We start from the raw sequence: 25,903 nt of genomic DNA on the forward strand, positions 1-25,903 counted from the left end.
CTCCGGAAATTAGTCGCGGTGGTTACTTGAAAACCCGACCGTCTTGAAAGGAAGCAGGATTGGTCTTGATGGTCCTGGCGGGGCTGCCCACCACAACCGCATAGTCTGGAACGTCCCTGGTCACCACGGCGCCCGCACCGATGGTGACCCAACGACCGATGCGCAATCGCGGCAGGATCGTGGCGTTGGTGCCGATGAAGGTGCCGTCACCGATCTCGACACAACCGGCAATGCAGACACCCGGTGCCATGAACACCGAATGGCCGACCTGCCCTTCATGCCCGACGACGCTGCCGGCACTGATACTGGTGTTGTCACCCAGGCTGACTTGCGCCTGCAGGATCACGCCCTCTTGCAGATAGGTGCCGACGCCCATGGTGATCATCGTCAGATCGATGCCCGGGTGGATGAAGTTGCCCAGGGTGCCACCGGCCTCGACGATCTCGCAGGTGGTCCGGTAACGCAGCGCCGTGCTGCCGGTGATCAAATTGACAAAGCGTGTGTCGGGGCCTTTCAGCTCGGCCACCTTGTCGGTACCACCCACCACCGGCACGCCATGAAACAGCGTGCCTTGCTTGGCCGGATCGTTATCGAGAAAGGCGAACTGCACGTCCGGCTGGCTGCGTTGCAGGGTGAGGATCATCCGTACCGCTTCAGGATTGGCCGCCCCCAGCAGGTAAACCTTCATAGCCGGGTCCTTTTGAGTACCAGCGCGCGCAGCACCTCGATGACCCGGTGCTGATCGTCATCGGTCATGTCGTGGTAACTCGGCAGATTGATCGCGCGCTCCGGCAGTGCATGCGCCACGGGCGAGTCAGCCGTCAGTTCGCTGAACATCGGCAAGGACGACAGCGGCCAGAAGAACACCCGCGCATCGATATCGGCGGCCTGGAAGGCGGCGATCAACATCTCCCGCGTGATCCCCAGCTCGCGGTCAAAGACCACGGTGGGCATCCAGTAACCGTTGCGCGCATGTTCGGGCTCAGGGTTCATGGACAAGCCCGGCAACGACGCCAGCGCCTCGGCGTAGTGGGCGAAGATCGCACGCTTGCGCTCGATCAACTCGTCGATCCGCTCGACCTGTGCGCAACCGACGGCCGCTTGCAGGTTGCTCATCTTGTATTTGAAACCGAGGAAATGCGGCCAGAACTGTTTGCTGCTGCCCGCCACCCGGCCATGATTGGACAGGGTCAGTACGCGGTCATACAGGGCCTTGTCCGACGTCACGAAGATCCCGCCTTCGCCGGTGGTCATGGTCTTGGTGCCGTGAAAGGAAAACGCGCCGAACGCCCCCAGCGAACCGGCGGCCTGACCGCGCCACTGCGAGCCAATCGCCTCGGCGGCGTCTTCGATGACCGGCAGGCCAAACTCGCGACCGATGGCCAGCAACGCATCCATGTCGCAGAGATTGCCGTAGAGGTGCACCGCCAGAATCGCTTTGGTTCGTGGGGTGATCGCCTGGCGAACCTGCTGCGGGTCGAGGCACCAACTGTCGGCCAGCACGTCGACGAACACCGGCGTCGCGCCCAGATAGGTAATGGGCGCGGCCGAGGCGATCCAGTTGGTATCGGCGAGGATCACCTCATCGCCGGCACCGATGCCCAGCGCCGCCATGCCCATGTGCAGCGCACCGGTGCAACTGGACGTGGCAATCGCGTACGTCGCACCCACGTGCTCGGCAAAGGACTTTTCGAAGCGCGTCAGGTACTCGTAGCAGCGCTCTCCCCAACCATGGCGGACGGCATCGAGTACGTAGTCAGCTTCCAGCTCGCCGACACTGGGTTTGGTGTAATGAATTCGGCTCATCGAATGATCAACTCGGGAATGGCAATGACAAAACGACCGTCCCATGCACGGATGCCGGCAAAAGCCTGGGTGATCTCATCCAGCAGGTTCCACGGCAGTACCAGCACGTAGTCCGGTTTTTCGATGTCGATCCGGGCCGGCGACACGATCGGAATGCGGCTACCGGGCAGGTATTTGCCTTGCTTGTGCGGGTTGGCATCGGCCACCCAGGCCAGCAGGTCCGGCTTGACCCCCGCGTAGTTGAGTAAGGTATTGCCCTTGGCGGCGGCGCCGTAGCCGACCACACGCTTACCGTCAGCCTTGGCCTGCAACAGGAAGCGCAGCAGTTCGTGCTTGATGCGTTCGGCCGCCGGGGCGAGGGTCGCGTAGTACTCGGGGGTTTTCACCCCAGCGGCGAGTTCGGCCTGCAACTGCTGTTGCACCGCCGGCAGCACTTCACGGCGTTCGCCGTCCATGCGCTGCACGAACACCCGCAGCGAGCCGCCATGGGTCGGCAACTGGCTGACGTCGAACACTTCAAGGCCGTTGCGCGCGCAGAGGGTTTGCACGGAGGTCAACGACAGATAGGAATAGTGCTCGTGGTACAGCGTGTCGAACTGCTGGCCGGCCATTAGGGTCAGCAGTTGCGGAAACTCAAACGTTGCCACGCCGGTCGGTTTGAGCTGGGTCGCAAAACCACCGAGAAAATCGTTGATGTCCGGCACATGCGCCAGCACGTTGTTGGCAGCCATCAGGTCGGCGCCCCAGCCTTCGCTTTTCAACTGCGCGGCGGTGTCGCGACCGAAAAACAGTTCACGAATCTCCAGGCCTTTTTCCCGCGCCGCTTGCGCGGTGCTGCGGGTCGGCTCGACGCCCAGGCAAGGGATGCCGCGCCTGGCCACGTACTGCAACAGGTAACCGTCGTTGGCGGCGACTTCCACCACATGGCTGTCGGCGTTCAGGCCGAAGCGTTCGACCATCTCGGCCACATAACGCTCGGCATGGGCCAGCCAGGTGCTGGAGAACGAACTGAAATAGGCGTACTCGGCATCGAACAGGCTGTCGGCGCTGGTGTAATCCTCGGTTTGCACCAGCCAGCATTGCTGGCACACGGCAACCTTCAGCGGCACCCATTGTTCAGCCTGTTCCAGCTGGTCGACCCGCACGTAGGCATTGGACGGCGGCGAGGTGCCCAGGTCGATCAGCGGCAGGGTCAGCGCAGTGGCGCAACCACGGCAGTTCATAGACGCACTCCGGCGAAGTGTTCATCGAGCGCTGGATGACTGGCATCGCGCACCGACAGATTATTGACAGGCAATGGCCAGGCAATCGCCAGCCGTGGATCGAGCACCGACAAACCACCTTCGTGTTCCGGCGTGTAGTCGTTGCTGTGCAGGTAAAGCAGCTCGGCGTCGGCGCTCAGGGTCTGGAAGCCATGGGCGAACCCGGCCGGAATCAACAGGCTGCGGCCATCGCCGGCACGCAAGTGTTCGGCGTGCCAGTGCAGGAAGGTCTCGGAGTCGGGGCGCAAATCCACCGCGACATCCCAGACTTCACCGCGCAGGCAGGTGATCAACTTGGCTTCCGGCGCGCGGGCATTCTGGTAATGCAGGCCACGCACGCTGCCGCGTTCGCGGGTGCAGGAGTGATTGATCTGGCGGATATGAAACGCCTGGCCAAACGCACTGAGGCTGCCCTCGCAAAACAACCGGGAAAAGTGCCCGCGCTCGTCCTCGAAGCGTTTGTGCTGGACGCTGAACAACCCGTTCAACGGCAGCACCTTCAACAGAAACTCGCTCACAACGCGCCTCGGTACAGGTTGAGCTGCTGCAGGGTGACCGTGCGCATGTCGTCACCGGTCTGCCACGCCAAATGCCAATCCAGGGTCTGAGTCAGGCATTGCTGCAACGACCAGCGGGGTTTCCAGGCCAGCAATTGACGAGCGCGACTGCTGTCCAGGCGCAGCAGGCCTGCTTCATGCAGGTCACTCGGTTCGATCCGCAGACCCCGCGCTTGAGGCCAACGATTGGCGAGCAACTCGACCACTTCGCCGACGCTGCACATATCTGCCTCACTCGGGCCGAAGTTCCACGCTCCGGCGAATTCCGGACCTTGCTCATACAGCCCGGCAGCCAGTTGCAGATAACCGGCCAGCGGTTCCAGTGCGTGCTGCCACGGGCGCACTGCCAGCGGATAGCGCAAGGTCACGGGCTCGTCCGCCGACCATGCCCGCAGCACGTCGGGAATCAACCGCTCCGGGGCGAAATCGCCACCACCGAGTACGTTGCCGGCACGCGCCGTGGCCAACGCCAGACCATGCTCGGCATGCTTTTCAGGCGCAAAGAATGAGGCGGCATAGGATTGCGCGAGCAATTCGCAGCACGCCTTGCTGCTGCTGTAGGGATCGTGACCGCCCAGCGCTTCGTTTTCGCGGTACGGCCACAGCCATTCCTGATTGGCGTAGACCTTGTCAGTGGTCACCAGCACACAAGCACGCACGCCGCCGACCTGACGGATTGCTTCGAGCAGGTTGAGGGTGCCCATGACGTTGCTGGAGTACGTGCCCAACGGGTCGCGATAACCTTCGCGCACCAGCGGCTGTGCCGCCAGGTGCAGGACAATTTCCGGCCGGGTCTCGGCGATCAGTTCCAGCAAAGCGCCCAGGTCACGCAAGTCGCCGCGCTGATCATTGATGCCTTCATGCACCCGCGCCAGTTCGAACAGACTCGGCTCGGTGGACGGGTCGAGGGAAAACCCGCTGACTTCGGCACCCAGGCTTTGCAGCCACAACGTCAGCCAACTGCCCTTGAAACCGGTGTGGCCGGTGACCAGCACCCGCTTGCCGCGCCAGAATTGCGGGCTCAGTCCCATTGCTTCCATGGGGCCTCCCCGCTCTGCCACAACGCCTCGAGGTGGTTTTTGTCACGCAAGGTGTCCATCGGTTGCCAGAAACCATCGTGCTGGAACGCCATGAGCTCGTCGCGCTCGGCCAGACCATCCAGCGGCCCGGACTCCCACGAGGTCTCGTCGCCTTCGATCAGCGGCAACACCTTGGGCGAGAGGACGAAGAACCCGCCGTTGATCCAGCCACCATCACCGCGTGGCTTTTCGGTGAAACCCAGGACTTTGTCACCATCGCGATTGAGCGCGCCATACCGGCCGGGTGGTTGTACCGCGGTGACGGTCGCCAGCTTTCCGTGCTTGAGATGGAAATCCACCAATGCACCGATATTGAGGTCCGACACGCCGTCACCGTAGGTAAAGCAGAACGCCTGTTCGTCTTCGAGGTAGCGTCGGGCGCGGCGTAAACGGCCGCCGGTCATGGTCTCTTCCCCTGTGTCGATCAGCGTGACGCGCCATGGCTCGCTGTAGTTCTGGTGAACATCCATGCGGTTGTTACGCATGTCGAACGTGACGTCGGAGGTATGCAGAAAGTAGTTGGCGAAGAAGTCCTTGATCGCATAGCCCTTGTAGCCAAGGCAGATCACGAAATCGTGGATCCCGTGAGCGGAGTACTGTTTCATGATGTGCCAGAGAATTGGCTTGCCGCCGACCTCGATCATTGGCTTGGGCTTGAGGTGCGACTCCTCGCTGATCCGCGTACCCAGGCCACCCGCCAAAATAACTGCCTTCATCCCCTTCCTCTCTTGTTCGTCACAGGGCTCAGCCAAGCTGTATCAAGCTTTTTCGGGCCATCCGGGTTAAACCTGCCGCCGTTCAGGGCACGTCCGGGCTCACCGGAAGTGCTCGTTTTATGGCGATATGAGGGGGACTTGCAGGAAACGCGCCAGCTATTTCAATCCGCTACCGGGCAAAGCGCAGCGGCCACTTCGAGCCAAGTCGCAAAGTCTGGCGGCAAAAAAAAGGCAGGCGACTCAGCGTCGCCTGCCCGGTCGGGATGGTTGCGGACTGTCAGTCCGCCAGCCAGCCATTTTCCCAGTAGCGTAAATTGTCGCCGCGCAGCACGTAGTCACGCAGCACGATCTCGCGCAACTCATCACCCATGCGATAGCTGGCGTCCGGATCGGCCAGGTGCATGCGGATCGCTTGCAGCCATTCATCCGTAGAGTTGGTCTTGATCCGGGTGCACGGCAGGTAGCCGCGATAGGCCTCGGTGTCGGTGCAGATCACCGGGTAACCGCAAGCGCCATACTCCAGCAAGCGCAGGTTGCTCTTGCAGTCGTTGAAAATGTGGAACTCCAACGGCGCCAATGCCAGATCCAGGTTCAGGCTGGCCAGCTTGGCCGGGTAGACGTCCAGCCCGATCACCCCATGAAACTCATGCATGTACGGGCGCAGATCGTCCGGGCACATGCCGAAGAACACCCAGTCGACTTCATTGGCCAGTTCGCGAACCACATCGGCGATCACCGCCAGGTCACCGTGGTGGCTGGTGCCGCCGCCCCAACCGACCCGGGGCTTTTTCGACGTGCGGCGCTGACTGCGCAGATCGGTCCACAAGTGCGAGGCCAACATGTTGGGCACTACGCGAATGTCGTGATGCATGTCCGACAGCGCATTACCCAGCGGTTCGGTGGAGACCACCACGCGATCGCACATGCCGATGGCGCGCCGCACCAGTTTTTCCATTTCGTCCTTGCCCGGCATATTGCGGATATGCGCATTGCGGTGCGGAACGTTGATCACGAAGTCATCGAGCTCATAAATACGTCGCGCGCTGGAGTATTTTTGCAGGCTCGGGATTTCGTTGATCGGACCTTCGGAATAGCGCCCCTGCAGGATGATCACGTCAGGCGAATGACGCTCGACTTCGATGATGGTCGGCAGGTTGTAATGAATGCGTCCGTGCGCCCTGCCGGCGGCCTCCAGCTCGATCAGCGGTTGCGTGACCCGGTAATGGCCGATGGCGGACGCATTGACCGGCAACGCGAGAATCTTCGGCAGCTGAGCCTTGGAAAACGGGCTCCAACCGGAGCGCAGGCCGGGCTCGAGACTGAAGCTCGCCCCACCCAAACCTTGCAGCGCCAGGTTGGCGTTGTAGGCCGGATCACGGGCCACTATCGGCAGCCAGCGTTTATAGAAAGCTTCCTGCTCCTGCTCGCTCCGGGCCTGGTCACCCTCTTGCGCAACCACCGCCGGCTGCGCACCCAATGCCAGTTGCGCGTGAGGCGTCCAGACCACCAGATAACCTTCCTGACCGACGCGCAAACACAGGTCCACTTCGTTGAGGGACTGCGCCAGGTCCTGTTCATCCAGGCCACCGACTGCATCAAAGACAGACTTGCGCACCATCAGGCAATCGCCGCCGACCGCACTGAAATTGTGAGCGACCTGCAAGCGGTACATGTAGCCCGCTGCGTGCAGCGTCTCACCATGGAACGGCACCCCGGCCGGCCCTTGCAACCCGAGTATCAGGCCGGCATGCAGCACGCGGCCATCGGGGTTGAACAGCTTGGCGCCTACCACGCCGACTTCCGGACGTTGCGCATGATTGAGCAGCTCGCCCAGCCATTCGCCCTGGGTGATCACCGTGTAGGGGTTGAGCATCAGAACGTAGTCGCCAGCGGCCTGCTGCGCGGCGAAATTGCGCACCGCCGCCGCATTACCCTGCAACTCGCAGCGCAGCACCCGGATCCGCTCGCTGCCCAATTGCGCCATGCCGGCGAACCAGTCAAGCGCCTCGGCGCTCTCGCTGCCGCTGTCCACCAACAGCAACTCGTATTCGCCGTAGGCCGTTTTCTCCAACAGACTCTCGACACAACGTTGCAATGCCAGGGTCTGGTCCTTGCTGACGATCACGATCGACACCAGCGGCCGATCAGCATGCCGATAGTCGACTCGATTGAGCAGCGCCGAACTGCCCTCACGAATGTCGTGGGCGACTCCCAGGCGCTGCAAGTGTGCCTCGAGCAACCGCGGATTGGTGTCCATCACTTGCGCCTGCGACAGCCATTTGGCCAGGTCGAACGCCGACTCCAGCAGCACCTCCGAAATGTGCCCGACCACGTGCGTGCCAGCACTCTCGACCATGCGCCACAACACATCGTGAGGCGCCAGTTCGCCGTACGCCGAATCGAACCCGCCCAGCGCCAGGAATTGCTCGCGCTCGAATGCCAACGCTCGCCCCACGTAGGGATAGCTGCGCATGAGGTCCAGGTTGAAATCCGGTTTGAACGCAGGCTCGGCCGACTCACCCTGATGCAGCCCACCTTCGTCGCTGTACAGGCAGGTCAGCGTGCGCGACAACGCAATCCGCTCGGCCATGACCAGCAATGCCGGCGCCACCAGGCGATCACCGGCGCGCAGCAGATAGAACCAGCCAATGCCCTCCAGTTGCGGCAACAGGGTGTTGATCTGCTGCTGCCAGTCGTCCTGCAACGGCAAGCGGAAGACTCGCTCGTCCAGCTCGGCTTCAGTGCAAGATGCCGACAGCACCAGTGTCAGTTCAGGGGCGTAATCCTGATCCGCCAGCGATTGCAGGGTAAGCTCCAGCGCCGAACGGCTGCCTTGCTCGTCGATGATGACCGGAACGATTTTGGGTCTGGATGGCCAAGCCTCCAGCGTATCCGTCAGCAACTCGCGCTGACCGTCGGTAAGCGTGCGGCACGCCAGCCACTGGGCATACAGTTGCGCAAAACTGACACTGGCGATGCCGACATGCCAATCCTGGGTGGTCTGCTTGGTGCCCAGGGTCCTGCTCAGCGGCAACTCTTCCCAAACCCGCGGTGACTCGTCCACTTTCGTCAGTGGCACATAGCGCACCCAGCCCTGGGCCGGCGCAGATTCGCCGCCACGGGCCTTGAGCATCTGCGACAGCCATTGCCGCTCGGTTTCGGCCGCGTCTTTCATCGACTGCTGGCTGCTCAGACGTTCGGGGTACAGGCGCTCGACGCCGAGCACATGATTGGACACCGCCAGATTGCCGCGCCGCATCAGGCAGACGTACAAGGCAAAGTCGAGGGTCGCGACGAAGCAATGGCCGGGCTGCGTCAGTGCCGGGAACAGCTCGAGCACGTCAGCCCGCCGGAACATCGCGTTGCTGAAGCCGCCGAGGATGTTGACCGGGAAGTTTTCGAAGATCGCCAGCAGGTCCTCGCCCTTGAACACTCCGCCCACCGGGGACAGCGGAGTGTTTTCGAGGCGCGACGGCAGTGGCATGTCGTCGGCATCCCAGAGCAGGCGCTGGGCCACGACCAGATTGACGTCGGCACAATCGATCAGCACCTGGGCCTGACGCTCGATGCAGGCCGAGAACAACTGATCGTCATCACACAGAATCTTGATGTACTCGCCTTGCGCCACTTCCAGGCAGGCTTGCAGGTTACCCACCAGCCCCAGGGTGCGCGGGTTACGCACATAGCGCACGGTCGCGCCCTGCTCAACCACCGAAGCCACGAAGTCTTCGATCTCGTGACCGCGACTGTCATCGCAAACGATGATCTCCAGATTGCCGTAGCTCTGGTTCACAGCCGTGTGCAAGGCACGACTGAAAAAGCGAGGATTGAAGGCGGGAATGACCAGGCTGACAAGCGGAAGTGAATTCACGGCGGGCTCACAGGCGGCGCGAGCCCGCCCTGAAAAGCGAGCCCTTTGTTACCGCAAAAAAGACGATAAATACTGAAGGGGCAAGGCTATCGGGCACCTGCGCGCCCGACCACCGTCAGATCTTGTTGAACAGGCCCAGCTGGGAAATCTTGCTGAATGCCAGCTGCGCCGCCTGCAACATGGTCTGCTGCAAGGTCAGGCGAGTCATGACTTCGGCCGGGTCCGAATCGCGAATCGACGACTGGCTCGCTTTGTTCGCCAGGGTCAGGCTCTCGTTGGTCGCAGCCTGGTTATCCAGCGCCTGACCGCGAGCACCTATCGTGGTGATGGCCGAGCCGATCTGGTTGGCCGCACTGTCGATGTTGCCCATTCCCGACTCCATGGTGCCCAGAAATTTCTGCTTGGCCACCGGGTCGCCATCGATTGGCGTGTTCAGCGCGGCGATCATCTGGCCCAGAGTGTCGAGCACGTTCTGGGTCTGATGGTTGTTGGACTGAATCACGAACTGGTCGCCGGACGCCGGGGCGCCACCGCCCAGGGCAAACGTCACACCCGCAGCAGTGGCGTTGCCGCCGGCTACGGTGCCCGACGACACCGGCTTGCTGTCGGCAGTGATCGGCGCGGCATACAGGTCGAAATTGGTGGCGCTGGTGAACTTGAGGATCGCCCCGCCCGACGGGAAGGCGTTGGTGTAATCCGTCGGGTTGGTCACGCTGGAACCGGTGATGACCGCGGTCGACGGGTTACCGGCGCTGCGCGAGGTGTTGAAGGTGTCCGACGTGGAAGACAGATTGAAGCTGTGACCGGCGATCACCGCATCCGGGTTGGTATCACCGGGTTTGAGGTTGATGTTCAGCTTCAGGTCGACGCCACGGAAACTGACCGTCTGGTTGGCACCGTTGGAGTTGCTGATCAGGCCGTTCTGACTGGCTTCGGCAGTCACGTCGTTGCCCAGCGAGTCGGTGATCTTCAATTGGGTGCTGCTGAGGAAACTGACGGTGTAGGGCTGGCCGCCCGTGAACTTTGCGTTGTAGGTAGAGCTGGTGCCGACCGTGCCGTTGGACAACACCACGCGACCGTCATCCACCGCCGGCGCGGTCATGGTGGTCTGGGTGCGACTGGTGTTGATGGTCTGCTGGAACGCACTCCAGCCAGTGGTGTTGGTCCCGACCGTCATGCCATCGCCAATGCCAAGGTCGATGGTGGTCTGGTCACCGTTGTAGCTGTAGGTGCCGTCCGAGTTCTGCGAGTAAGGCGCGGTGTCGGTTTTCGAACCGGAGAACACATAGTTGCCGTTGGCATCCTTGGCGTTCATCAGGCCCAGCACTTGTTGCTGGATCTGGCCCAACTCCGACGCATAAGCCTTGCGGTCCGCGTCGGTGGCAATGCCGTTGCTGGCGGCGAGGGCCAGTTCCTTGGCGCGCTGCAAAGCAGTACCGATGGAGTCGAGCGTCGTTTCCTGCAGGCTCAACGCATTCTTGGTGGTGTCGATGTTGGTGCCGTACTGTTCAAGCATCGCGCTCTGCTGACCCAGCTCCAGCAAACGACCGGCGCCGATCGGATCATCGGCGGCGGTGTTGATGCGGGTCAGGCTGCTGGCTTCGTTGCTGGTAGCGATGGCCTTGTTGAAGTTGCGCTGGTAGTTGGCAGCGGTGATTTCGTAATACTGGGCGGTGGAAATGCGCATGAATTACGACTCCTTAAAGGCTGTTGATCAGCGTGGTGAAAATTTCCTGCGCAGCCTTGATGATCTGCGAAGACGCGGTGTAGTACTGCTGGTACTTGACCAGGTTGCCGGTTTCTTCATCCAGGTCGACCCCTGAGTTCGAATCCCGCGCCCCTTTGGCGTTGTCCAGGATCGCCGTGGTAGCGTCGCTGTCGGACTTGCCCTGGGCAGCCTTGGCGCCGACGTTGGTCACCAGCTTGTTGTAGGCATCGGTCAGGCTGATGCCCTTGCTCGCCGTGCCGGTGTCTACGGTCTGCCTGGTTTGCAGACCGACCAGTGCCTGGGCGTTGCGGTTGTCCGAAGACGCCGCGCCGGTCAGGTTGATGGTGAAGCTTTCGCCGCTGGCAGGCGTGGCGCCGACCGTGGTTTGCACGGTGAAGGTCTTCTGCACGGCCGGGGTGACACTGGTGTCCATGACCGGCGCACCGCTGGCATCGACCATGCCCACTTTCAGGTTCAGGGTGTTGCTCTGGCCGGGAACGATGTTGCCGGTGCCGATCGAGTTGCCCTTGGCATCGACCATGTTGTAGCTCTGGCTACCGCCGCTGGCCGTCCCGAACACCAGCTTGACCGGCGTCGAGTACTTGAGCGCGGTCTGCATTTCTGCCTGGGCCGCCGGGTTGTAGATATCGATGGTGCTGGTCAGCGTCGGCTGGGTGTAGGTGCCGGTGTTGTTGGCACTGGTCACGCCGGTCAAGGGTGCTGCGGCAGCGATTTTTTTCGGGTCGCTGAGCACGGTCTGGATACTGGCCGCCGCGCCGCGGGTCGGTGTCACCTTGAACGAATCGCCGGCGCTCAACGCACCGCCATTGAGGCTCAGGCTGAAGCCGTCGATCACCGGGACCGGGGTCGTCGTGGTGCTGAACGCGCCCATGTCGGTGCCGTCAGAGCGCTTGACGGTGTAGTCGGTGGCGCTGGTGAACGTCACCTGATAGTCGCTGGTGGTCAGCTTGCCGGTGTCCTTGATGGTGACATCCAGGTTGCCGGAGCCGGCACTGTTGCCCGCCGCCGCAATGCTGCGCTGACTGACCAGGGCGGCACTGTTGATGTTGTTGAAGATCGCCGCGCCGAAATCACCGTTCTTGTCGATCCCTTGCGCCTGCTGGCTGTTGATCTGGTCGGCCACCACCAGCGCCACGCGCCCCAGCTCATTGAGCGAAGGGTCGAGCACTTCCTTGCGGTAAGTCAGCAGGCCACCGATCTCACCGCCGCTGACCACCGAGGTCACGTCGATGGTGCTGGAGCCACGGTTGAGCTGCAGCGCCATGCGCGATGGATCATCCTTGCCCGGTACGGTTTGCAGCGTATTGGTGGTGTTGCCGACCACCAGTGGCTGACCGCTGCCGATGTAGATGTCGTAGCTGTTGCCACGCTCGACCACCTGGGTACCGACCAGCTCGGACAGTTGGCGCACGGCTTCGTTGCGCGAGTCCAGCAGGTCGTTTGGCTGGTTGGTGCCGGTGGAGAGTTCGGAAATCTTCTGGTTGAGCGTGGCAATCTTGGAGGACAGCTTGTTCACCTGGTCCGCCATGTCCCCAAGATTGCCATTCAGGTTGGTGTTCTGGTCATTCAACTGCTTGGCAATCGAATTGAAGCGGCTGGACAGAGCCTGGGCACCGGTCAGCACCGACTGGCGCGACGTGTCGTCGGTGGCCGACGTCGCAACGCCCTGCATCGACGTGAAGAACTTTTGCAGCACACCGGTCAGCCCGGTATTGGTATCGGAAAGCGTGGCGTCCAGCGGTGTGGCCTGAGCGTTGTACGACGCGGCTTCACTGTTGAGCGAAGTTGCGGTACGCAGCTGCGAATCGAGGTAGGTGTTATACACGCGGCGCACATCGGCCAGCGTCGTGCCGGTGCCGATAAACACGTTGCCGTACTGAATCGAGCCTTTGGTGCTCTGCACAGACTGCTGGCGCGAGTACCCGGCGGTGTCGACGTTGGCAATGTTGTTGCCGGTCGTCACCAACGAGTTATGGCCAGCACTGAGCCCCGACATCCCGATATTGAGCAAACTCATGATTCAGACCTTATACCTTGTGCCTATAAAGGCGTGGTGGAAACGCCTGCCGCAGCGTAGTTCTGGTAACTCGTCATCTGCCTGGCTATCTGCGAAATCTTGCTTGCGTAGTCCGGGTCGGTTGCGTAACCGGCCTTCTGCAACTCGCGTACAAACTGTTCTGGGTTATCGGCCGACTTCACGACATCTTGATAGCGATTATTGGTCTGCAGCAAAGTCACAAGGTCATGGAAACTGTCCTTGTAGGAGTCGTAGGAGCGGAACTCGGCCGTCTCCTTGACCATCTGCCCGTCCCTGAATTCGCTGGTGATCGCCCGCGCCGAATTGCCCTGCCAGCTAGTGCCGGCCTTGATGCCGAACAGGTTGTGGCTGCTGCTGCCATCCTGCTGGCGCATGACCGACTTGCCCCAACCGGTTTCCAGGGCCGCCTGGGCCACCAGGTAACGTGGGTCGACACCGATCCGGGCCGCAGCTTCCCTGGCCATCGGCAACATGGTGTTGACGAACTGGTCGGCGGAACTGAAGGCTTTCTTCGCCGGCGCCAGAGGAATCTGCGCCATGGCGCGACCGTAGATCTGCATGCCGCCGCTGGAGGCTTGCTGCGCGCTGGCCAGCCAGTCGCCGTTGTACAACGGACCGGTACCGGTGGTGGTCGTGCGTTGCGGCAATTGGGTTGCGTTGACTGTTACTGCGGCGGTCGTCGCCGAAGGCACCAACCCGGCCAACAACCGATCTGCCAATTTCGGCGGCAGAGCCAAGCGCCGCTGATTGATCAGCGCCATGTCATTGCGATGAGCACCCTCGCCTGCTTCCTGCGACGCATGAACCGATCGCGAAGCCCACAATGGACGCTGTCCATTGACTCGCGACAGCGGCCCGTTGATTGCGACCGTGCCTGCCGCCACCGGCGTTTGCACGGCTGTCCTGGCTGCCTCTTGCCTGGCCAGCGACGCGGCGGCCGCCTCGCCCGGCGCCAATGGCTTGTTCTTCGACATCTGGCGCATCAACACGTCAGCCAGGCCGATACCACCGCCCTCGCGGGACATGGAAACGGCCAGTTGCTGGTCGTACATTTCCTGATACTGCTTGGCCGCCGGCGTGTTCAGCGGATTGTCCTGCCCCAGCGCTTCAGTGGCCGAGCGCATCGACTTGAGCATCTCACCGAGGAACAGCGATTCGAACTCCTGCGCCACCTTGCGCATGTTGCCGTCGCTGTTCTTGTCGCCGACCTTGAGCTGACTCAGACGATTGAGGTCCGAATAGGAGCCCGAATCGCTGCTGCTGACCAGACCGCTCTTGCGCATATCCACGATGGCCGTCCTCAGATCACGATCAGGTCGGCTTGCAGGGCGCCTGCCTGCTTCAGCGCTTCGAGGATGGCCATCAAGTCACCCGGTGCCGCGCCGACCTGGTTCACCGCCCGCACGATCTCGTCGAGGGTGGTGCCCGGGCCGAACTTGAACATCGGCTTGGCTTCCTGCTGGGCATTGACCTTCGAACGCGGCACAACCGCTGTCGTGCCATTGGACAGAGGGCCGGGCTGGCTGACGATCGGGTCTTCGGTGATGGTCACGGTCAGGCTGCCGTGGGTCACGGCGGCCGGGGAAACCTTGACGTTCTGGCCGATCACGATGGTGCCGGTACGGGAGTTGATGATGACTTTCGCCACCGCCTGACCTGGATCGATTTCGAGGTTTTCCAGGATCGACAGATAGTCGACCCGCTGGCTCGGATCGAGCGGCGCGGTGACGCGAATCGAACCGCCGTCGATGGCCTGAGCCACGCCAGGGCCGAGCATGTTGTTGATCTTGTCGACGACGCGCTTGGCGGTGGTGAAGTCGGAACGGTTGAGGTTCAGCGTCAGGCTGTTGCCCTGGTTGAAACCGCTCGGTACCGCACGCTCCACCGAGGCACCACCGGGGATGCGACCGGCCGACGGAACGTTGACGGTGATCTTCGAGCCGTCTCGCCCTTCCGCATCGAAACCACCGACCACCAGGTTGCCCTGGGCCACCGCATAGACGTTGCCGTCGATACCCTTGAGCGGTGTCAGCAGCAAGGTGCCGCCACGCAGGCTCTTGGAGTTACCGATGGACGAAACGGTGATGTCGACCTGTTGACCCGGCTTGGCGAACGCCGGCAAATCGGCACTGATCGACACGGCCGCGACGTTCTTCAACTGCACGTTGCCCGAACCCGGCGGCACCTTGATGCCGAACTGCGAGAGCATGTTGTTGAAGGTCTGCAGGGTGAACGGGGTTTGCGTCGTCTGGTCACCGGTGCCGTTAAGCCCGACCACCAGGCCGTAACCGATCAATTGGTTGGAACGCACGCCGGAAATGCTGGCGATGTCCTTCAGGCGCTCGGCTTGAACGTTGAAGGCTGCCGACAGCATCAAGGCGGCCACCATAAGGTGTTTGAAGTTCAACATGCTCAACTGGAAAGCCACCTAGAAAGGGAACAGCGGGCTGAGGAAGAAACGGTCGAACCAGCCTGGCTGACTCGCATCGGCAAACGAACCGGTGCCCGAGTAGGTGATGCGCGCATCGGCGACACGGGTCGACGACACGGTGTTGTCGGTAGCGATGTCATCGGCGCGAACCAGGCCGGCAATCCGCACCAGCTCATCGCCGGTGTTGAGGGTCATCCACTTTTCGCCGCGTACCGCAATGATGCCGTTGGGCAGCACATCGGCGACGGTCACGGTGATCGAGCCGGTCAGGGTGTTGCCCTGGGCTGCCTTGCTGTCGCCCTTGGTCGCGCGGTCGCCTTCATAGCTGGCGTCCAGACTCAGGTCACCACTGCCAAACGGATTATTGGTGTTGGGGGTGGAGCCGAACAACGAGGTCAGGCCGATGTTGGCCTTGCTGTTCTTGCCAATTTGCGAGTTGGCGTTTTTGCTGGCCTGGGTCCTTTCGTTCAGGGTGATGGTGATGATGTCACCGACCCGGAACGCCTTGCGGTCGCTGTAGAGGTTCTGTTCGAAACCGGCCTGGTAGATCGAGCCGTTGTTCGCCGCCGCCGGCAACGGCGTGCGCGGCAACACCGGAGCGTAGTAAGGGTCATTGGGCTTGGGCGTCGCAGGCACGCAACCTGCGAGCGCGGTGATCCCACTCAGTGCCAGAACAGATACAAAGCGATTCATGACCCTACCTCACGGTGTTGCAGGCAGCCTCATGGCCGCCCCATAGACTTGATTACAGATTCTGCGTTACGAACGAGAGCATCTGGTCGGCGGTGGAGATCACCTTGGAGTTCATCTCGTAGGCGCGCTGGGTGGTAATCATGTTGACCATCTCCTCAACGGTGCTGACGTTGGACGTTTCCAGGGTGTTCTGCAGCGTGGTGCCGAAACCGTTCAGGCCCGGAGTGCCGACTTGCGGCGCGCCACTGGCGGCGGTTTCCAGGAACAGGTTGTTGCCCACTGCCTGCAGGCCGGCCGGGTTGATGAAGTCGGCGGTTTGCAGGTTGCCGATCACCTGGGCAGCCGGGTTGCCGGCAACGGTGATGGACACAGTGCCGTCGCGACCGACCGTGAAGGTCTGCGCGTCGTTTGGAATGACAATCGCCGGCTCCAGGGCAAAGCCGCTGGCGTTGACGATCTGGCCGTTGGAGTCCAGGTGGAAGGTACCGTCACGGGTGTAGGACGTGGTGCCGTCCGGTTGCAGGATCTGGAAGAAACCGCGACCGTCGATGGCCATGTCCAGTGGCTGCTCGGTGGTTTGCAGGCTGCCGGCGGTGAAGTTTTTCTGGGTGCCGACGATGCGCACACCGGTACCCAGTTGCAGACCCGACGGCAGTTCGCTGTCCTGGGTCGACTGGGCGCCTGGCTGGCGCTTGATCTGGTAGAGCAGGTCCTGGAACTCGGCGCGGTCACGTTTGAAACCCGTGGTCGACACGTTGGCCAGGTTGTTGGAAATGGTGGTCAGGTTGGTGTCCTGGGCGGACAGACCTGTTTTGGCAACCCATAGAGCCGGAAGCATTCGATTCTCCTCGTGCGCCTGTTTTACGGCGCGACGTTCTGGTAATTAGCTGATCTGCAAGACCCGAGCCATGGCCTGGTCATCGTCTTTGGCGGTGTTCATCATCTTGATGTGCAGTTCGAACTGCTTGGACAAAGCCAGTACCGAGGTCATCTCTTCCACGGCATTGACGTTGCTCGACTCGAGGAACCCGGACACCAGCTTGACGCCGGCATCGGCCTGCGCCGGCTTGCCGTCCTTGGTGTGGATCGAACCATCCAGGCCTTTGGTCATGTTCTTGAGGTCCGGGTTGACCAGCTTGATGCGGTCGACTTCAGCCATCACCCGGGGACCTTCGCCCATCGCGCGGATGCTGATGGTGCCGTCCTCGCCGACTTCGATCTGCTGCTCCGGCGGCACGGCAATCGGCCCGCCATTGCCCATGACCGGCATGCCGTTGCCGGCGCGCAGCACGCCCAGGGCGTCAACGTTCAGGCTGCCGGTGCGCACGTAGCTTTCACCGCCATCGGGAGTCTGTACGGCAATCCAGCCGTTGCCTTGCACGGCAACGTCGAGGTCGCGGCCGGTTTCCACCAGTGAGCCAGGGGAGAAATCGGTGGCCGGGCGTTCGGACATGGCAAACGCACGCGCCGGAAAGCTGTCACCGAACACCGGCATCGAACGGGCCTGCTCCAGGTCTTTCTGGAAGCCGTTGGTGGAGATGTTCGCGAGGTTGTTGGCATGAGCCTTTTGCGCCAGTGCATTCTGGCTGGCGCCGGTCATTGCCACATAAAGGTACTTGTCCACACTCTTTCCTCTGCCTGCCGGACGTTTGCCGTCCACTGCTGTACTGCTGAGCCATAAGCAATTTGCAGACCAACTTGTTTTTGGCGGCGCCAGGCCCGGCAAACAAAGGACTTTGGGGATTCAGAGGGGATGAGGGATTTGTATCGGAGACGAAAAACCGGCGGTGTCATGCCGGTGGGTGGCAAGGATTGACCTTGGGCCATGGCCACAACCGCCATCGCGAGCAAGCTTGCTCCCACAGGGTTATTAGGTGATCACAGATTGTGTGTCCGCCGATGAACCATTGTGGGAGCGAGCTTGCTCCGGGCGGCGTTCCGACGATGAGGCCAGCACAAACGCAGCAGGCCTCAGCTATGACTCAGTCTTGCCCACCTCATACTCACGCAACTTGTTGGCAATGGTGGTATGCGAAACACCCAACCGCTTGCCCAGTTGCCGGCTACTCGGATGCTCGGAATACAGCCGCTCCAACACGGCTTTTTCGAAACGCCCGACAATTTCATCCAGTCCGCCTTCGAGCGAAAAATCGCCAAGGGGCTGGCGCACGCCATAGTCCGGCAAACGAATGTGCTCGGCCTTGACCGTGCCGCCGTCGCACAGGGAAACCGCCTGGAACAGCACATTCTCCAGTTGCCGCACATTGCCCGGCCAATGGTAGTGGCTGAGCCGTTCCATGGCCGCCGGGGCCAGTTTCGGCAACGGGCAACCAATCTGCCGGCTGGCCTGATCGAGGAAGTGCTCCACCAGCGGCGTCAAGCCGTCGAGGCACTCGCGCAGCGGCGGAATGTGCAGCGACAACACATTCAAGCGGTGATAGAGGTCCTGGCGGAACTCACCGCGAGCGCACAGCTCGGACAGGTCGACCTGGGTCGCGCAGATCACCCGCACGTCGAGGTAGACCTCTTCATCGCTGCCCACGCGACGGAAGCAACCGTCCTGCAGGAAACGCAGCAGTTTCACCTGCAAGCGCGGGCTCATTTCCCCGACGCCATCGAGAAACAGCGTGCCGCCCGCCGTCAATTCCAGCAGCCCGAGCTTGCCCTCGGCTCGCGCCCCTTCAAAGGCACCAGGGCCATAGCCGAACAATTCCGTCTCGGCCATGGATTCCGGCAGACCGGCGCAATTGAGCGCCATCAATGGCGACTGCCCACGAGGACTGGCCAGATGGCAGGCCCGCGCCAGCAACTCTTTGCCGGTGCCGGTTTCGCCTTCTATCAATAGCGGTGCATCGAGTGGCGCCATGCGCCGGGCTTCGCGCACCACCGCGGCCATGACTTTCGAGCTTTGGAAGATGCTGTCGAAGCCACGCAATTCCTGCTTGCGCACGTTGTAGATGCGCTCGCCCACCCGGTCGGCGCGGTGCAGCGTCAGCACCGCACCGGCCATGGCTTCACTGTCGTCATGCTCCGATTGCAGCGGCGCGATGTCGGCCAGGAACACGTCACCCTTGACCTTGACCCGCAGCCCGTTGATCCGCGACTTGTTGGCGCGCACCAGTTCCGGCAAATCGAAATCTTCGGCGTACCGCGACAGGGGAATCCCCGGCACCTCGTCGACCCGCACCCCGAGCAACTGCGCCGCCGCACGGTTGGCCGCGACGATGGAGCCGCCCATGTCGATCGACAGCACCGGAAACTCCAGCGCACCGAGCAGTGCATTGAGCTCCATGTGCCGACGCTCGCTGGGCATCAGCCCTACACGCTTGACGCCAAAGACCCCGGCAATCGCTTCGAATTTCGGACGCAAGGCCTGGAACTGAATGTTGATCAGGTTCGGGCAATGCAGGTAGATGGCGTTGCCATGCTCACCGCCCACCTCACCGCGGGCCACGTTGATCCCGTACTCCACCAGCAGATTGAGAATGTCGCGCAGGATGCCGATGCGGTTCTGGCAATGGACTTTGATACGCATAAAAAAGACCTGATAAACGATGATTGACCTGTGGGAGCCAGCCTGCTGGCGATGGCGTCGCATCAGGCCCTATTGATGTCGAATGACACACCGCTATCGCCAGCAGGCTGGCTCCCACAGGGTTAGCGCCCGACTTTTCTGATTAGGCGCTCAGATAGTCGTCAAGATTATGTGACAGATGTAGGGCTTTTCCCACCCGCCAATCTCAACATCTGCGCGACAACGGCCGATACGTAACGAAAACTTTACGATAATTGAGGGGTTTCGCCGCACATGACGCCGGGCACCTGCTGCAACAGTGCAATCCTTGGAGTACTTCTAGGTCCATAGCAGTACATAACAAGAACGAAATCCCCTAGCAGGAGAGCAGCATGAAGCAGACGCAATACGTGGCTCGCGAGCCCGATGCGCAAGGTTTTATCGACTACCCCGCCGAAGAACACGCGGTGTGGAACACGCTGATCACTCGTCAACTGAAAGTGATCGAAGGGCGTGCGTGCCAGGAGTACCTGGACGGTATCGAAAAACTCGGTCTGCCCCACGACCGCATTCCTCAACTCGGCGAAATCAACAAGGTCCTCGGTGAAACCACCGGCTGGCAGGTTGCCCGGGTTCCCGCACTGATTCCCTTCCAGACCTTTTTCGAATTGCTGGCCAGCAAGCAGTTTCCGGTGGCGACCTTCATTCGTACCCGCGAAGAACTGGACTACCTGCAAGAGCCGGACATTTTCCACGAGATCTTTGGTCACTGCCCGCTGCTGACCAACCCGTGGTTCGCTGAATTCACCCACACCTACGGCAAACTCGGCCTCAAGGCGACCAAGGAAGAGCGCGTGTACCTGGCGCGGCTGTACTGGATGACCATCGAATTCGGCCTGGTCGACACCCCGCAAGGCCAGCGCATCTACGGCGGCGGCATTCTGTCTTCACCGAAAGAGACCGTCTACAGCCTGTCGAACGAGCCTGAACATCAAGCCTTCGACCCGCTGGAATGCATGCGCACGCCTTACCGCATCGACATCCTGCAACCCCTGTATTTCGTTCTGCCGAACCTCAAGCGCCTTTTCGACCTCGCTCACGAAGACATCATGGGCATGGTCAAGCACGCGATGCAGATGGGTCTGCACACACCGAAATTTCCGCCAAAGGCTGCGTGAACCGCGACTTTTGCTGACAAGTGAGTCTGTCAGTCACCGTCGCTTTGGTTTAGCGTGACGGTACTGTCGACCGATATAAAAACACTCGATTACGGGAAACACATCATGTCCACTTTGAACCAAGCCCATTGCGAAGCCTGCCGCGCCGACGCCCCACAAGTCAGCGATGAAGAACTGCCGATCCTGATCAAGCAGATCCCGGACTGGAACATCGAAGTACGCGACGGCGTCATGCAGCTGGAAAAGGTCTTCCTGTTCAAGAACTTCAAACATGCCCTCGCCTTCACCAACGCCGTTGGTGAAATCTCCGAGGCCGAAGGCCACCACCCGGGCCTGCTGACCGAGTGGGGCAAAGTCACCGTGACCTGGTGGAGCCACTCGATCAAGGGCCTGCACCGCAACGACTTCATCATGGCCGCGCGCACTGACGAAGTGGCGAAGGATGCTGAGGGGCGCAAGTAATGCATTTCGACGCCATCGGTCGAGTGCCTGGCGACCCGATCCTCGGCCTGATGGAGGCCTACGCGCAGGACCCGAACCCGCGCAAGTTCGATTTGGGCGTGGGTGTCTACAAAGACGCCCAGGGCCTGACGCCGATTCTCGAGTCGGTGAAACTTGCCGAGCAGCGCCTGGTGGATCGTCAGTCCACCAAGACCTACATCGGTGGCCACGGCGAGCCCGCATTCGGCAAGGCCATCAATGAGCTGGTGCTGGGCGTCGACTCGAAGCTGATCAGCGCACAACGCGCCGGCGCCACCCAGACTCCGGGCGGCACCGGGGCTTTGCGCCTGAGCGCGGACTTCATCGCCCAATGCCTGCCGGGCCGTGGCGTGTGGTTGAGCAACCCGACCTGGCCGATCCACGAAACGATTTTTGCGACAGCCAAGGTCAAGGTCAGCCACTACCCGTACGTGGGCAGTGACAACCGGCTCGACGTCGACGGCATGCTGGCGGCGCTCAATGAAGCGCCCAAGGGTGACGTGGTGTTGCTGCACGCCTGCTGCCACAACCCGACCGGATTCGACCTGTCCCAGGATGACTGGCAGCGGGTGCTGGAGGTCGTACGCAAGCGCGAACTGCTGCCACTGATCGACTTCGCGTATCAAGGATTCGGCGATGGCCTGGAACAGGATGCCTGGTCGACCCGGCTGTTCGCCGCCGAGTTGCCGGAGCTGCTGATCACCAGTTCCTGTTCGAAAAACTTCGGCCTGTACCGCGACCGTACCGGCGCGCTGATTGTCTGCGCGAAAACCGCCGACAAGCTCACCGACATCCGCAGCCAACTGGCCAACATCGCCCGCAACCTGTGGTCGACGCCGCCGGATCACGGTGCGGCCGTGGTCGCGACCATCCTCGGCGACCCGGAACTGAAAAACCTCTGGGCTGACGAAGTGGAAGCCATGCGCCTGCGTATTGCCCAACTGCGCAGCGGTCTGGTGGAGGCGCTGGAGCCTCACGGTTTGCGCGAGCGCTTTGCGCACATTGGCGTGCAACGCGGGATGTTCTCCTACACCGGCCTGTCGCCGGAACAAGTGAAGAACCTGCGGGATCATCACAGTGTTTACATGGTTAGCTCAGGACGGGCTAACGTCGCAGGCATTGATGCAACGCGCCTGGATTTGCTGGCTGAGGCGATTGCCAAGGTTTGCAAATAACACCACCAAACCCTGTGGGAGCGAGCTTGCTCGCGATGAGGCCATAACATTCAACATCTCTGTTGACTGTCAGGCCGCCATCGCGAGCAAGCTCGCTCCCACAGTTGTTTCTGCGCAACTGTTATCGATCTGTCTATACAACCCCATCCGTCGAAACAAATGGATATAAAAGTCTGTTTGTCATTTTCAGTGCTGTATCCTGCCCAAGCTTTTTTTAAAGCGCGGATCTACCAGATCTATCAACAGACTTAGCGAGGAGCGCGACCATGCACGAGATTCCTAATCTCCCCTTCCCAAGCCTGCACGAACCTGAGCAGACGACCACGCAGCAAGCCGGAGCCCAACAGCCCGAGCCGAAAGAAGCCACTGGCAGCCGCCAGGCTGACAGAGAAGACTGAAACACCCGCCGTACAGACCGTGTGGAAAGCGCTAACATGCGCTTTCCACACTGCCTGAAAGAGTCTTTACCCATGACCGATGAATTCAGCGAAGCGCAGGCCAGCGTCCTGATCGGCACCGCCGAGAAAATGATCGAGATCTGGAATCGCCTCTCCCCCGAGAAACAAGCCGCCTTGCTCGCCCGCTTCGGCACCCAGGAAAATGCGCTGGCCGCCCTGGTCACCACGCAGCTGGTCGCTCCCGTCAAACCTGAATGACAGCGCCCGGCAAATAGTTTTACTTTTTCACAACCTGCGACCGTCCACACCGCTATCATAAGCAGCCTATCTATCCTGCTTTACCGTGGACCTTTACCCATGCCTGAAAACCAGCGCCCCCTGGCGGTCACGCTGCAAGTCGTTTCCATCGTCCTTTTCACCTTCATCGGCTACCTGAACATCGGCATCCCCCTGGCCGTATTGCCCGGTTACGTCCACAGCGACCTGGGGTTCGGCGCGGTGATCGCGGGCCTGGTGATCAGCGTGCAATACCTGGCCACCCTGCTCAGCCGCCCCTATGCAGGGAAGATCATCGACAACAAGGGCAGCAAACTGGCCGTGATGTATGGCCTGGCCGGTTGCGGCTTGAGTGGTGTGTTCATGTTGATCTCGGCCTGGACCCAGAGCCTGCCGGCCTTGAGCCTGTTCAGCCTGCTGATCGGCCGTCTGGTTCTCGGCAGCGCGGAAAGCCTGGTGGGCTCGGGCTCGATTGGCTGGGGCATCGGCCGGGTCGGCGCGGCGAATACGGCCAAAGTCATTTCGTGGAACGGAATCGCCAGCTATGGCGCACTGGCCGTCGGCGCGCCCTTGGGTGTTTTGCTCGTCCATCGACTGGGCTTGTGGAGCATGGGCGTAAGCATTGTGTTGCTGGCCGTGCTCGGCCTGCTGCTGGCCTGGCCGAAAACCGCCACGCCGATCGTTGCCGGTGAGCGCCTGCCGTTCATCCACGTGCTCGGGCGGGTCTTCCCCCACGGCTGCGGACTGGCCCTGGGCTCCATTGGTTTTGGCACCATCGCCACCTTCATCACCCTGTATTACGCCACGCAACACTGGGATAACGCCGTGCTGTGCCTGAGCCTGTTCGGCGCCAGCTTCATCAGCGCGCGCTTGCTGTTCGGCAACCTGATCAACCGCCTCGGCGGCTTTCGCGTCGCCATTGCCTGCCTGTCAGTGGAAACACTCGGGTTGCTGTTGCTGTGGCTGGCACCAGATGCACATTGGGCTCTGGCGGGAGCGGCGCTGAGCGGTTTTGGCTTTTCGCTGGTGTTTCCGGCGCTGGGGGTGGAAGCGGTCAACCTGGTCCCGGCCTCCAGCCGTGGCGCAGCCGTCGGCGCCTATTCGCTGTTCATCGACTTGTCGCTGGGGATCACCGGGCCGCTCGCCGGCGCCATTGCGGCCGGATTCGGGTTCGCTTCGATCTTCCTGTTCGCTGCCTTCGCCGCCTTGAGCGGATTGATACTGAGCCTTTACTTGTATTGGCAGGCGCCAAAGCAACGAGAAACGCGGGATGTCCGTTAGAAATCGACCTTGCCGCGCCCGGCCTTGATGTTGCCTCGCTTGCTCTTGGACTCGAGGCGACGGGTCTTCGAGCCGAGTGTCGGCTTGGTCGGACGGCGCTTTTTCTCGACCTTGGTGGCACTGAGGATCAACTCGGTCAGCCGCAACAGTGCATCGGCGCGGTTCTGCTCCTGCGTGCGGTACTGCTGGGCCTTGATGATCAACACACCGTCGCTGGTGATGCGGCTGTCGCGTAGCGCCAGTAGCCGCTCCTTGTAGAACTCGGGCAGGGACGACGCCGGAATGTCGAAGCGCAGGTGCACGGCACTGGAGACCTTGTTGACGTTCTGCCCACCGGCGCCCTGAGCGCGAATGGCCGTCAACTCGATCTCGGCATCCGGCAGATGCACGTTGTTGGAAATGACCAGCATGAAAAAAAATCCGTAAACAGAGTGGGCAGGATACGCCATTTCGCTGCCGCGTATTGACCCTGCCCGGAACAACTGAATGAGATTCAGCTGTTTTAATGCCTTACATTCGGGAACATATCCAGCCAGCGTCCCAGGTCACTAAAAGCCTATCCTGAGTTTTGAATGGAATTCACCCCACCGAACTCTGGAGTTCATTAGCCAACAATGAATATCTATATAGTGTCTGCACACCCGGAACCCACGTCATTCACCAACAGTCTGGTAACAACCGCGAGCGATACGTTCGAAGCCCAGGGACATCGTGTCAGGGTCAACGACCTGTATGCGCAGAACTTCGATGCCTGCGAGCACGCCCGACACTTTCAGCAACGCAAGGACAGCCAGCGCTTCGACGTACAGGCCGAGCAGCGCTTCGGTTACGAGAACGGAACCTTGCCCGCACAGGTGGCGCAGGAACTGGCGGCCATTGACTGGGCCGATCTGCTGGTTATCCAGTTTCCCCTGTGGTGGTTCGGCGCCCCCGCAATGCTCAAGGGCTGGATGGATCGAGTATTGGTTTACGGCGGCCTTTACTCGAGTGAACAGCGCTTCGAGCAAGGGGTATGCCGAGGCAAAAAAGTACTTCTGTGCGTCACCACCGGCTCATCGGCAGACGAGTGCGCGCCCAATGGTCGAGAGGGCAACACCCATATGCTGTTATGGCCGATTCAGTACGCCTTCCGTTACGTTGGCTTCGAGGTGCTCCAGGCTCACCTGATTCACGGCATCTGGGCGGGTTGCACGGCAGCCGGGCGTGATCTTGAGGAGGAACTGCAACGCTACCGTTCGCACTGTTGCAACATCGATCAAGCAGCGGTACTTCCCTTCAACTCGCCCGATGACTGGGACGAACATGGCCAGTTGAAACAGGGCGCGCCGAGTTACACGCCTTTTATTCAACACAGTCATAATTAAAATTCGCTGAACATTACGTCCAGGCAACTATTCTTACCCGCGAGCCTTACAACTT

The 25,903-nt window shown here is 61.2% G+C and carries 23 protein-coding genes; 7 read left to right on the forward strand and 16 right to left on the reverse strand.

The genetic code is table 11. The features are described 5' to 3' along the window. Positions 1 to 22 precede the first annotated feature (22 nt). The 15 genes from AC1DRN_RS10955 to AC1DRN_RS11025 all read right to left on the reverse strand — a co-directional run bounded on the left by AC1DRN_RS10955 (position 23) and on the right by AC1DRN_RS11025 (position 19,717). The gene (locus AC1DRN_RS10955) at positions 23 to 688 is read right to left on the reverse strand and encodes an acetyltransferase (RefSeq protein WP_223461325.1); all 666 of its coding nucleotides are present in this window, start codon (positions 686 to 688) and stop codon (positions 23 to 25) included. After that, positions 685 to 1,806, reverse strand: a complete 1,122-nt coding sequence (locus AC1DRN_RS10960) for a DegT/DnrJ/EryC1/StrS family aminotransferase (protein ID WP_223461323.1) — start codon at positions 1,804 to 1,806, stop codon at positions 685 to 687. Before AC1DRN_RS10960 ends, AC1DRN_RS10955 begins: the two co-directional genes overlap by 4 nt. Beyond that, a complete protein-coding gene (locus AC1DRN_RS10965; protein WP_223461321.1) occupies positions 1,803 to 3,029 on the reverse strand; it encodes a class I SAM-dependent methyltransferase in 1,227 nt (408 codons plus the stop codon). The genes AC1DRN_RS10960 and AC1DRN_RS10965 overlap by 4 nt, the downstream gene beginning before the upstream one ends. After that, positions 3,026 to 3,586 (reverse strand): dTDP-4-dehydrorhamnose 3,5-epimerase family protein, encoded by a 561-nt coding sequence (locus tag AC1DRN_RS10970; RefSeq protein ID WP_223461319.1) that lies wholly within the window; start codon positions 3,584 to 3,586, stop codon positions 3,026 to 3,028. The genes AC1DRN_RS10965 and AC1DRN_RS10970 overlap by 4 nt, the downstream gene beginning before the upstream one ends. Beyond that, positions 3,583 to 4,665, reverse strand: coding sequence for a CDP-glucose 4,6-dehydratase (rfbG, locus tag AC1DRN_RS10975; RefSeq protein WP_223461316.1), 1,083 nt, complete (start codon positions 4,663 to 4,665; stop codon positions 3,583 to 3,585). Before rfbG ends, AC1DRN_RS10970 begins: the two co-directional genes overlap by 4 nt. Beyond that, positions 4,647 to 5,420: a glucose-1-phosphate cytidylyltransferase gene (gene rfbF / locus AC1DRN_RS10980; RefSeq protein ID WP_223461314.1), complete on the reverse strand. Its 774-nt coding sequence runs from the start codon at positions 5,418 to 5,420 to the stop codon at positions 4,647 to 4,649. The genes rfbG and rfbF overlap by 19 nt, the downstream gene beginning before the upstream one ends. Positions 5,421 to 5,697: 277 nt before the next feature. Beyond that, positions 5,698 to 9,291: a glycosyltransferase gene (locus tag AC1DRN_RS10985; protein WP_223461312.1), complete on the reverse strand. Its 3,594-nt coding sequence runs from the start codon at positions 9,289 to 9,291 to the stop codon at positions 5,698 to 5,700. A gap of 115 nt (positions 9,292 to 9,406) precedes the next feature. Next, positions 9,407 to 10,978, reverse strand: a complete 1,572-nt coding sequence (locus AC1DRN_RS10990) for a flagellar hook-associated protein 3 (RefSeq protein ID WP_223461310.1) — start codon at positions 10,976 to 10,978, stop codon at positions 9,407 to 9,409. A gap of 13 nt (positions 10,979 to 10,991) precedes the next feature. Next, entirely contained in the window at positions 10,992 to 13,037 is a 2,046-nt protein-coding gene (gene flgK / locus AC1DRN_RS10995) for a flagellar hook-associated protein FlgK (RefSeq protein WP_223461308.1), read from the reverse strand. Between the two features lie 23 nt (positions 13,038 to 13,060). Continuing rightward, positions 13,061 to 14,347, reverse strand: a complete 1,287-nt coding sequence (gene flgJ, locus AC1DRN_RS11000) for a flagellar assembly peptidoglycan hydrolase FlgJ (protein ID WP_223461306.1) — start codon at positions 14,345 to 14,347, stop codon at positions 13,061 to 13,063. An 11-nt stretch (positions 14,348 to 14,358) separates the two neighbouring features. Next, complete coding sequence (locus AC1DRN_RS11005; protein WP_223461460.1) at positions 14,359 to 15,468, reverse strand: flagellar basal body P-ring protein FlgI; 1,110 nt, start codon at positions 15,466 to 15,468, stop codon at positions 14,359 to 14,361. Between the two features lie 18 nt (positions 15,469 to 15,486). Continuing rightward, complete coding sequence (gene flgH / locus AC1DRN_RS11010; RefSeq protein WP_223461303.1) at positions 15,487 to 16,182, reverse strand: flagellar basal body L-ring protein FlgH; 696 nt, start codon at positions 16,180 to 16,182, stop codon at positions 15,487 to 15,489. A 52-nt stretch (positions 16,183 to 16,234) separates the two neighbouring features. Beyond that, on the reverse strand, positions 16,235 to 17,020 hold the full coding sequence (gene flgG, locus AC1DRN_RS11015; protein ID WP_007975316.1) for a flagellar basal-body rod protein FlgG: 786 nt from the start codon (positions 17,018 to 17,020) through the stop codon (positions 16,235 to 16,237). Positions 17,021 to 17,065: 45 nt separating this feature from the next. After that, on the reverse strand, positions 17,066 to 17,806 hold the full coding sequence (locus AC1DRN_RS11020) for a flagellar basal body rod protein FlgF (protein WP_085717038.1): 741 nt from the start codon (positions 17,804 to 17,806) through the stop codon (positions 17,066 to 17,068). A gap of 351 nt (positions 17,807 to 18,157) precedes the next feature. Beyond that, on the reverse strand, positions 18,158 to 19,717 hold the full coding sequence (locus AC1DRN_RS11025) for a sigma-54-dependent phenylalanine hydroxylase transcriptional regulator PhhR (RefSeq protein WP_008021363.1): 1,560 nt from the start codon (positions 19,715 to 19,717) through the stop codon (positions 18,158 to 18,160). Positions 19,718 to 20,088: 371 nt separating this feature from the next. Between AC1DRN_RS11025 and phhA the strand changes: the two genes are divergently transcribed. From phhA to AC1DRN_RS11055, 6 genes are all read left to right on the forward strand, one after another. Further along, positions 20,089 to 20,874: a phenylalanine 4-monooxygenase gene (gene phhA, locus AC1DRN_RS11030; protein WP_223461301.1), complete on the forward strand. Its 786-nt coding sequence runs from the start codon at positions 20,089 to 20,091 to the stop codon at positions 20,872 to 20,874. Between the two features lie 105 nt (positions 20,875 to 20,979). Then, positions 20,980 to 21,336: a 4a-hydroxytetrahydrobiopterin dehydratase gene (locus AC1DRN_RS11035; RefSeq protein ID WP_018929944.1), complete on the forward strand. Its 357-nt coding sequence runs from the start codon at positions 20,980 to 20,982 to the stop codon at positions 21,334 to 21,336. Next, positions 21,336 to 22,529: an amino acid aminotransferase gene (locus AC1DRN_RS11040; protein WP_223461298.1), complete on the forward strand. Its 1,194-nt coding sequence runs from the start codon at positions 21,336 to 21,338 to the stop codon at positions 22,527 to 22,529. The genes AC1DRN_RS11035 and AC1DRN_RS11040 overlap by 1 nt, the downstream gene beginning before the upstream one ends. Positions 22,530 to 22,795: 266 nt before the next feature. Next, the gene (locus tag AC1DRN_RS11045; RefSeq protein ID WP_263289743.1) at positions 22,796 to 22,927 is read left to right on the forward strand and encodes a hypothetical protein; all 132 of its coding nucleotides are present in this window, start codon (positions 22,796 to 22,798) and stop codon (positions 22,925 to 22,927) included. A gap of 72 nt (positions 22,928 to 22,999) precedes the next feature. Then, a complete protein-coding gene (locus AC1DRN_RS11050; protein WP_108218605.1) occupies positions 23,000 to 23,185 on the forward strand; it encodes a hypothetical protein in 186 nt (61 codons plus the stop codon). 99 nt (positions 23,186 to 23,284) lie between these two features. Next, positions 23,285 to 24,484 carry an MFS transporter gene (locus AC1DRN_RS11055; protein ID WP_223461296.1) on the forward strand — a complete coding sequence of 400 codons (1,200 nt, stop codon included), beginning with the start codon at positions 23,285 to 23,287 and terminating at the stop codon, positions 24,482 to 24,484. Here AC1DRN_RS11055 and arfB read toward each other — a convergent pair. Beyond that, a complete protein-coding gene (arfB, locus tag AC1DRN_RS11060; protein ID WP_008021374.1) occupies positions 24,481 to 24,894 on the reverse strand; it encodes an alternative ribosome rescue aminoacyl-tRNA hydrolase ArfB in 414 nt (137 codons plus the stop codon). The two genes, AC1DRN_RS11055 and arfB, sit on opposite strands and share 4 nt — an antisense overlap. Before the next feature lie 204 nt (positions 24,895 to 25,098). Between arfB and AC1DRN_RS11065 the strand changes: the two genes are divergently transcribed. Beyond that, complete coding sequence (locus tag AC1DRN_RS11065; RefSeq protein WP_223461294.1) at positions 25,099 to 25,848, forward strand: NAD(P)H-dependent oxidoreductase; 750 nt, start codon at positions 25,099 to 25,101, stop codon at positions 25,846 to 25,848. The last annotated feature ends 55 nt before the right edge of the window (positions 25,849 to 25,903 follow it).

It is taken from the genome of Pseudomonas sp. P5_B3 (assembly GCF_056400405.1).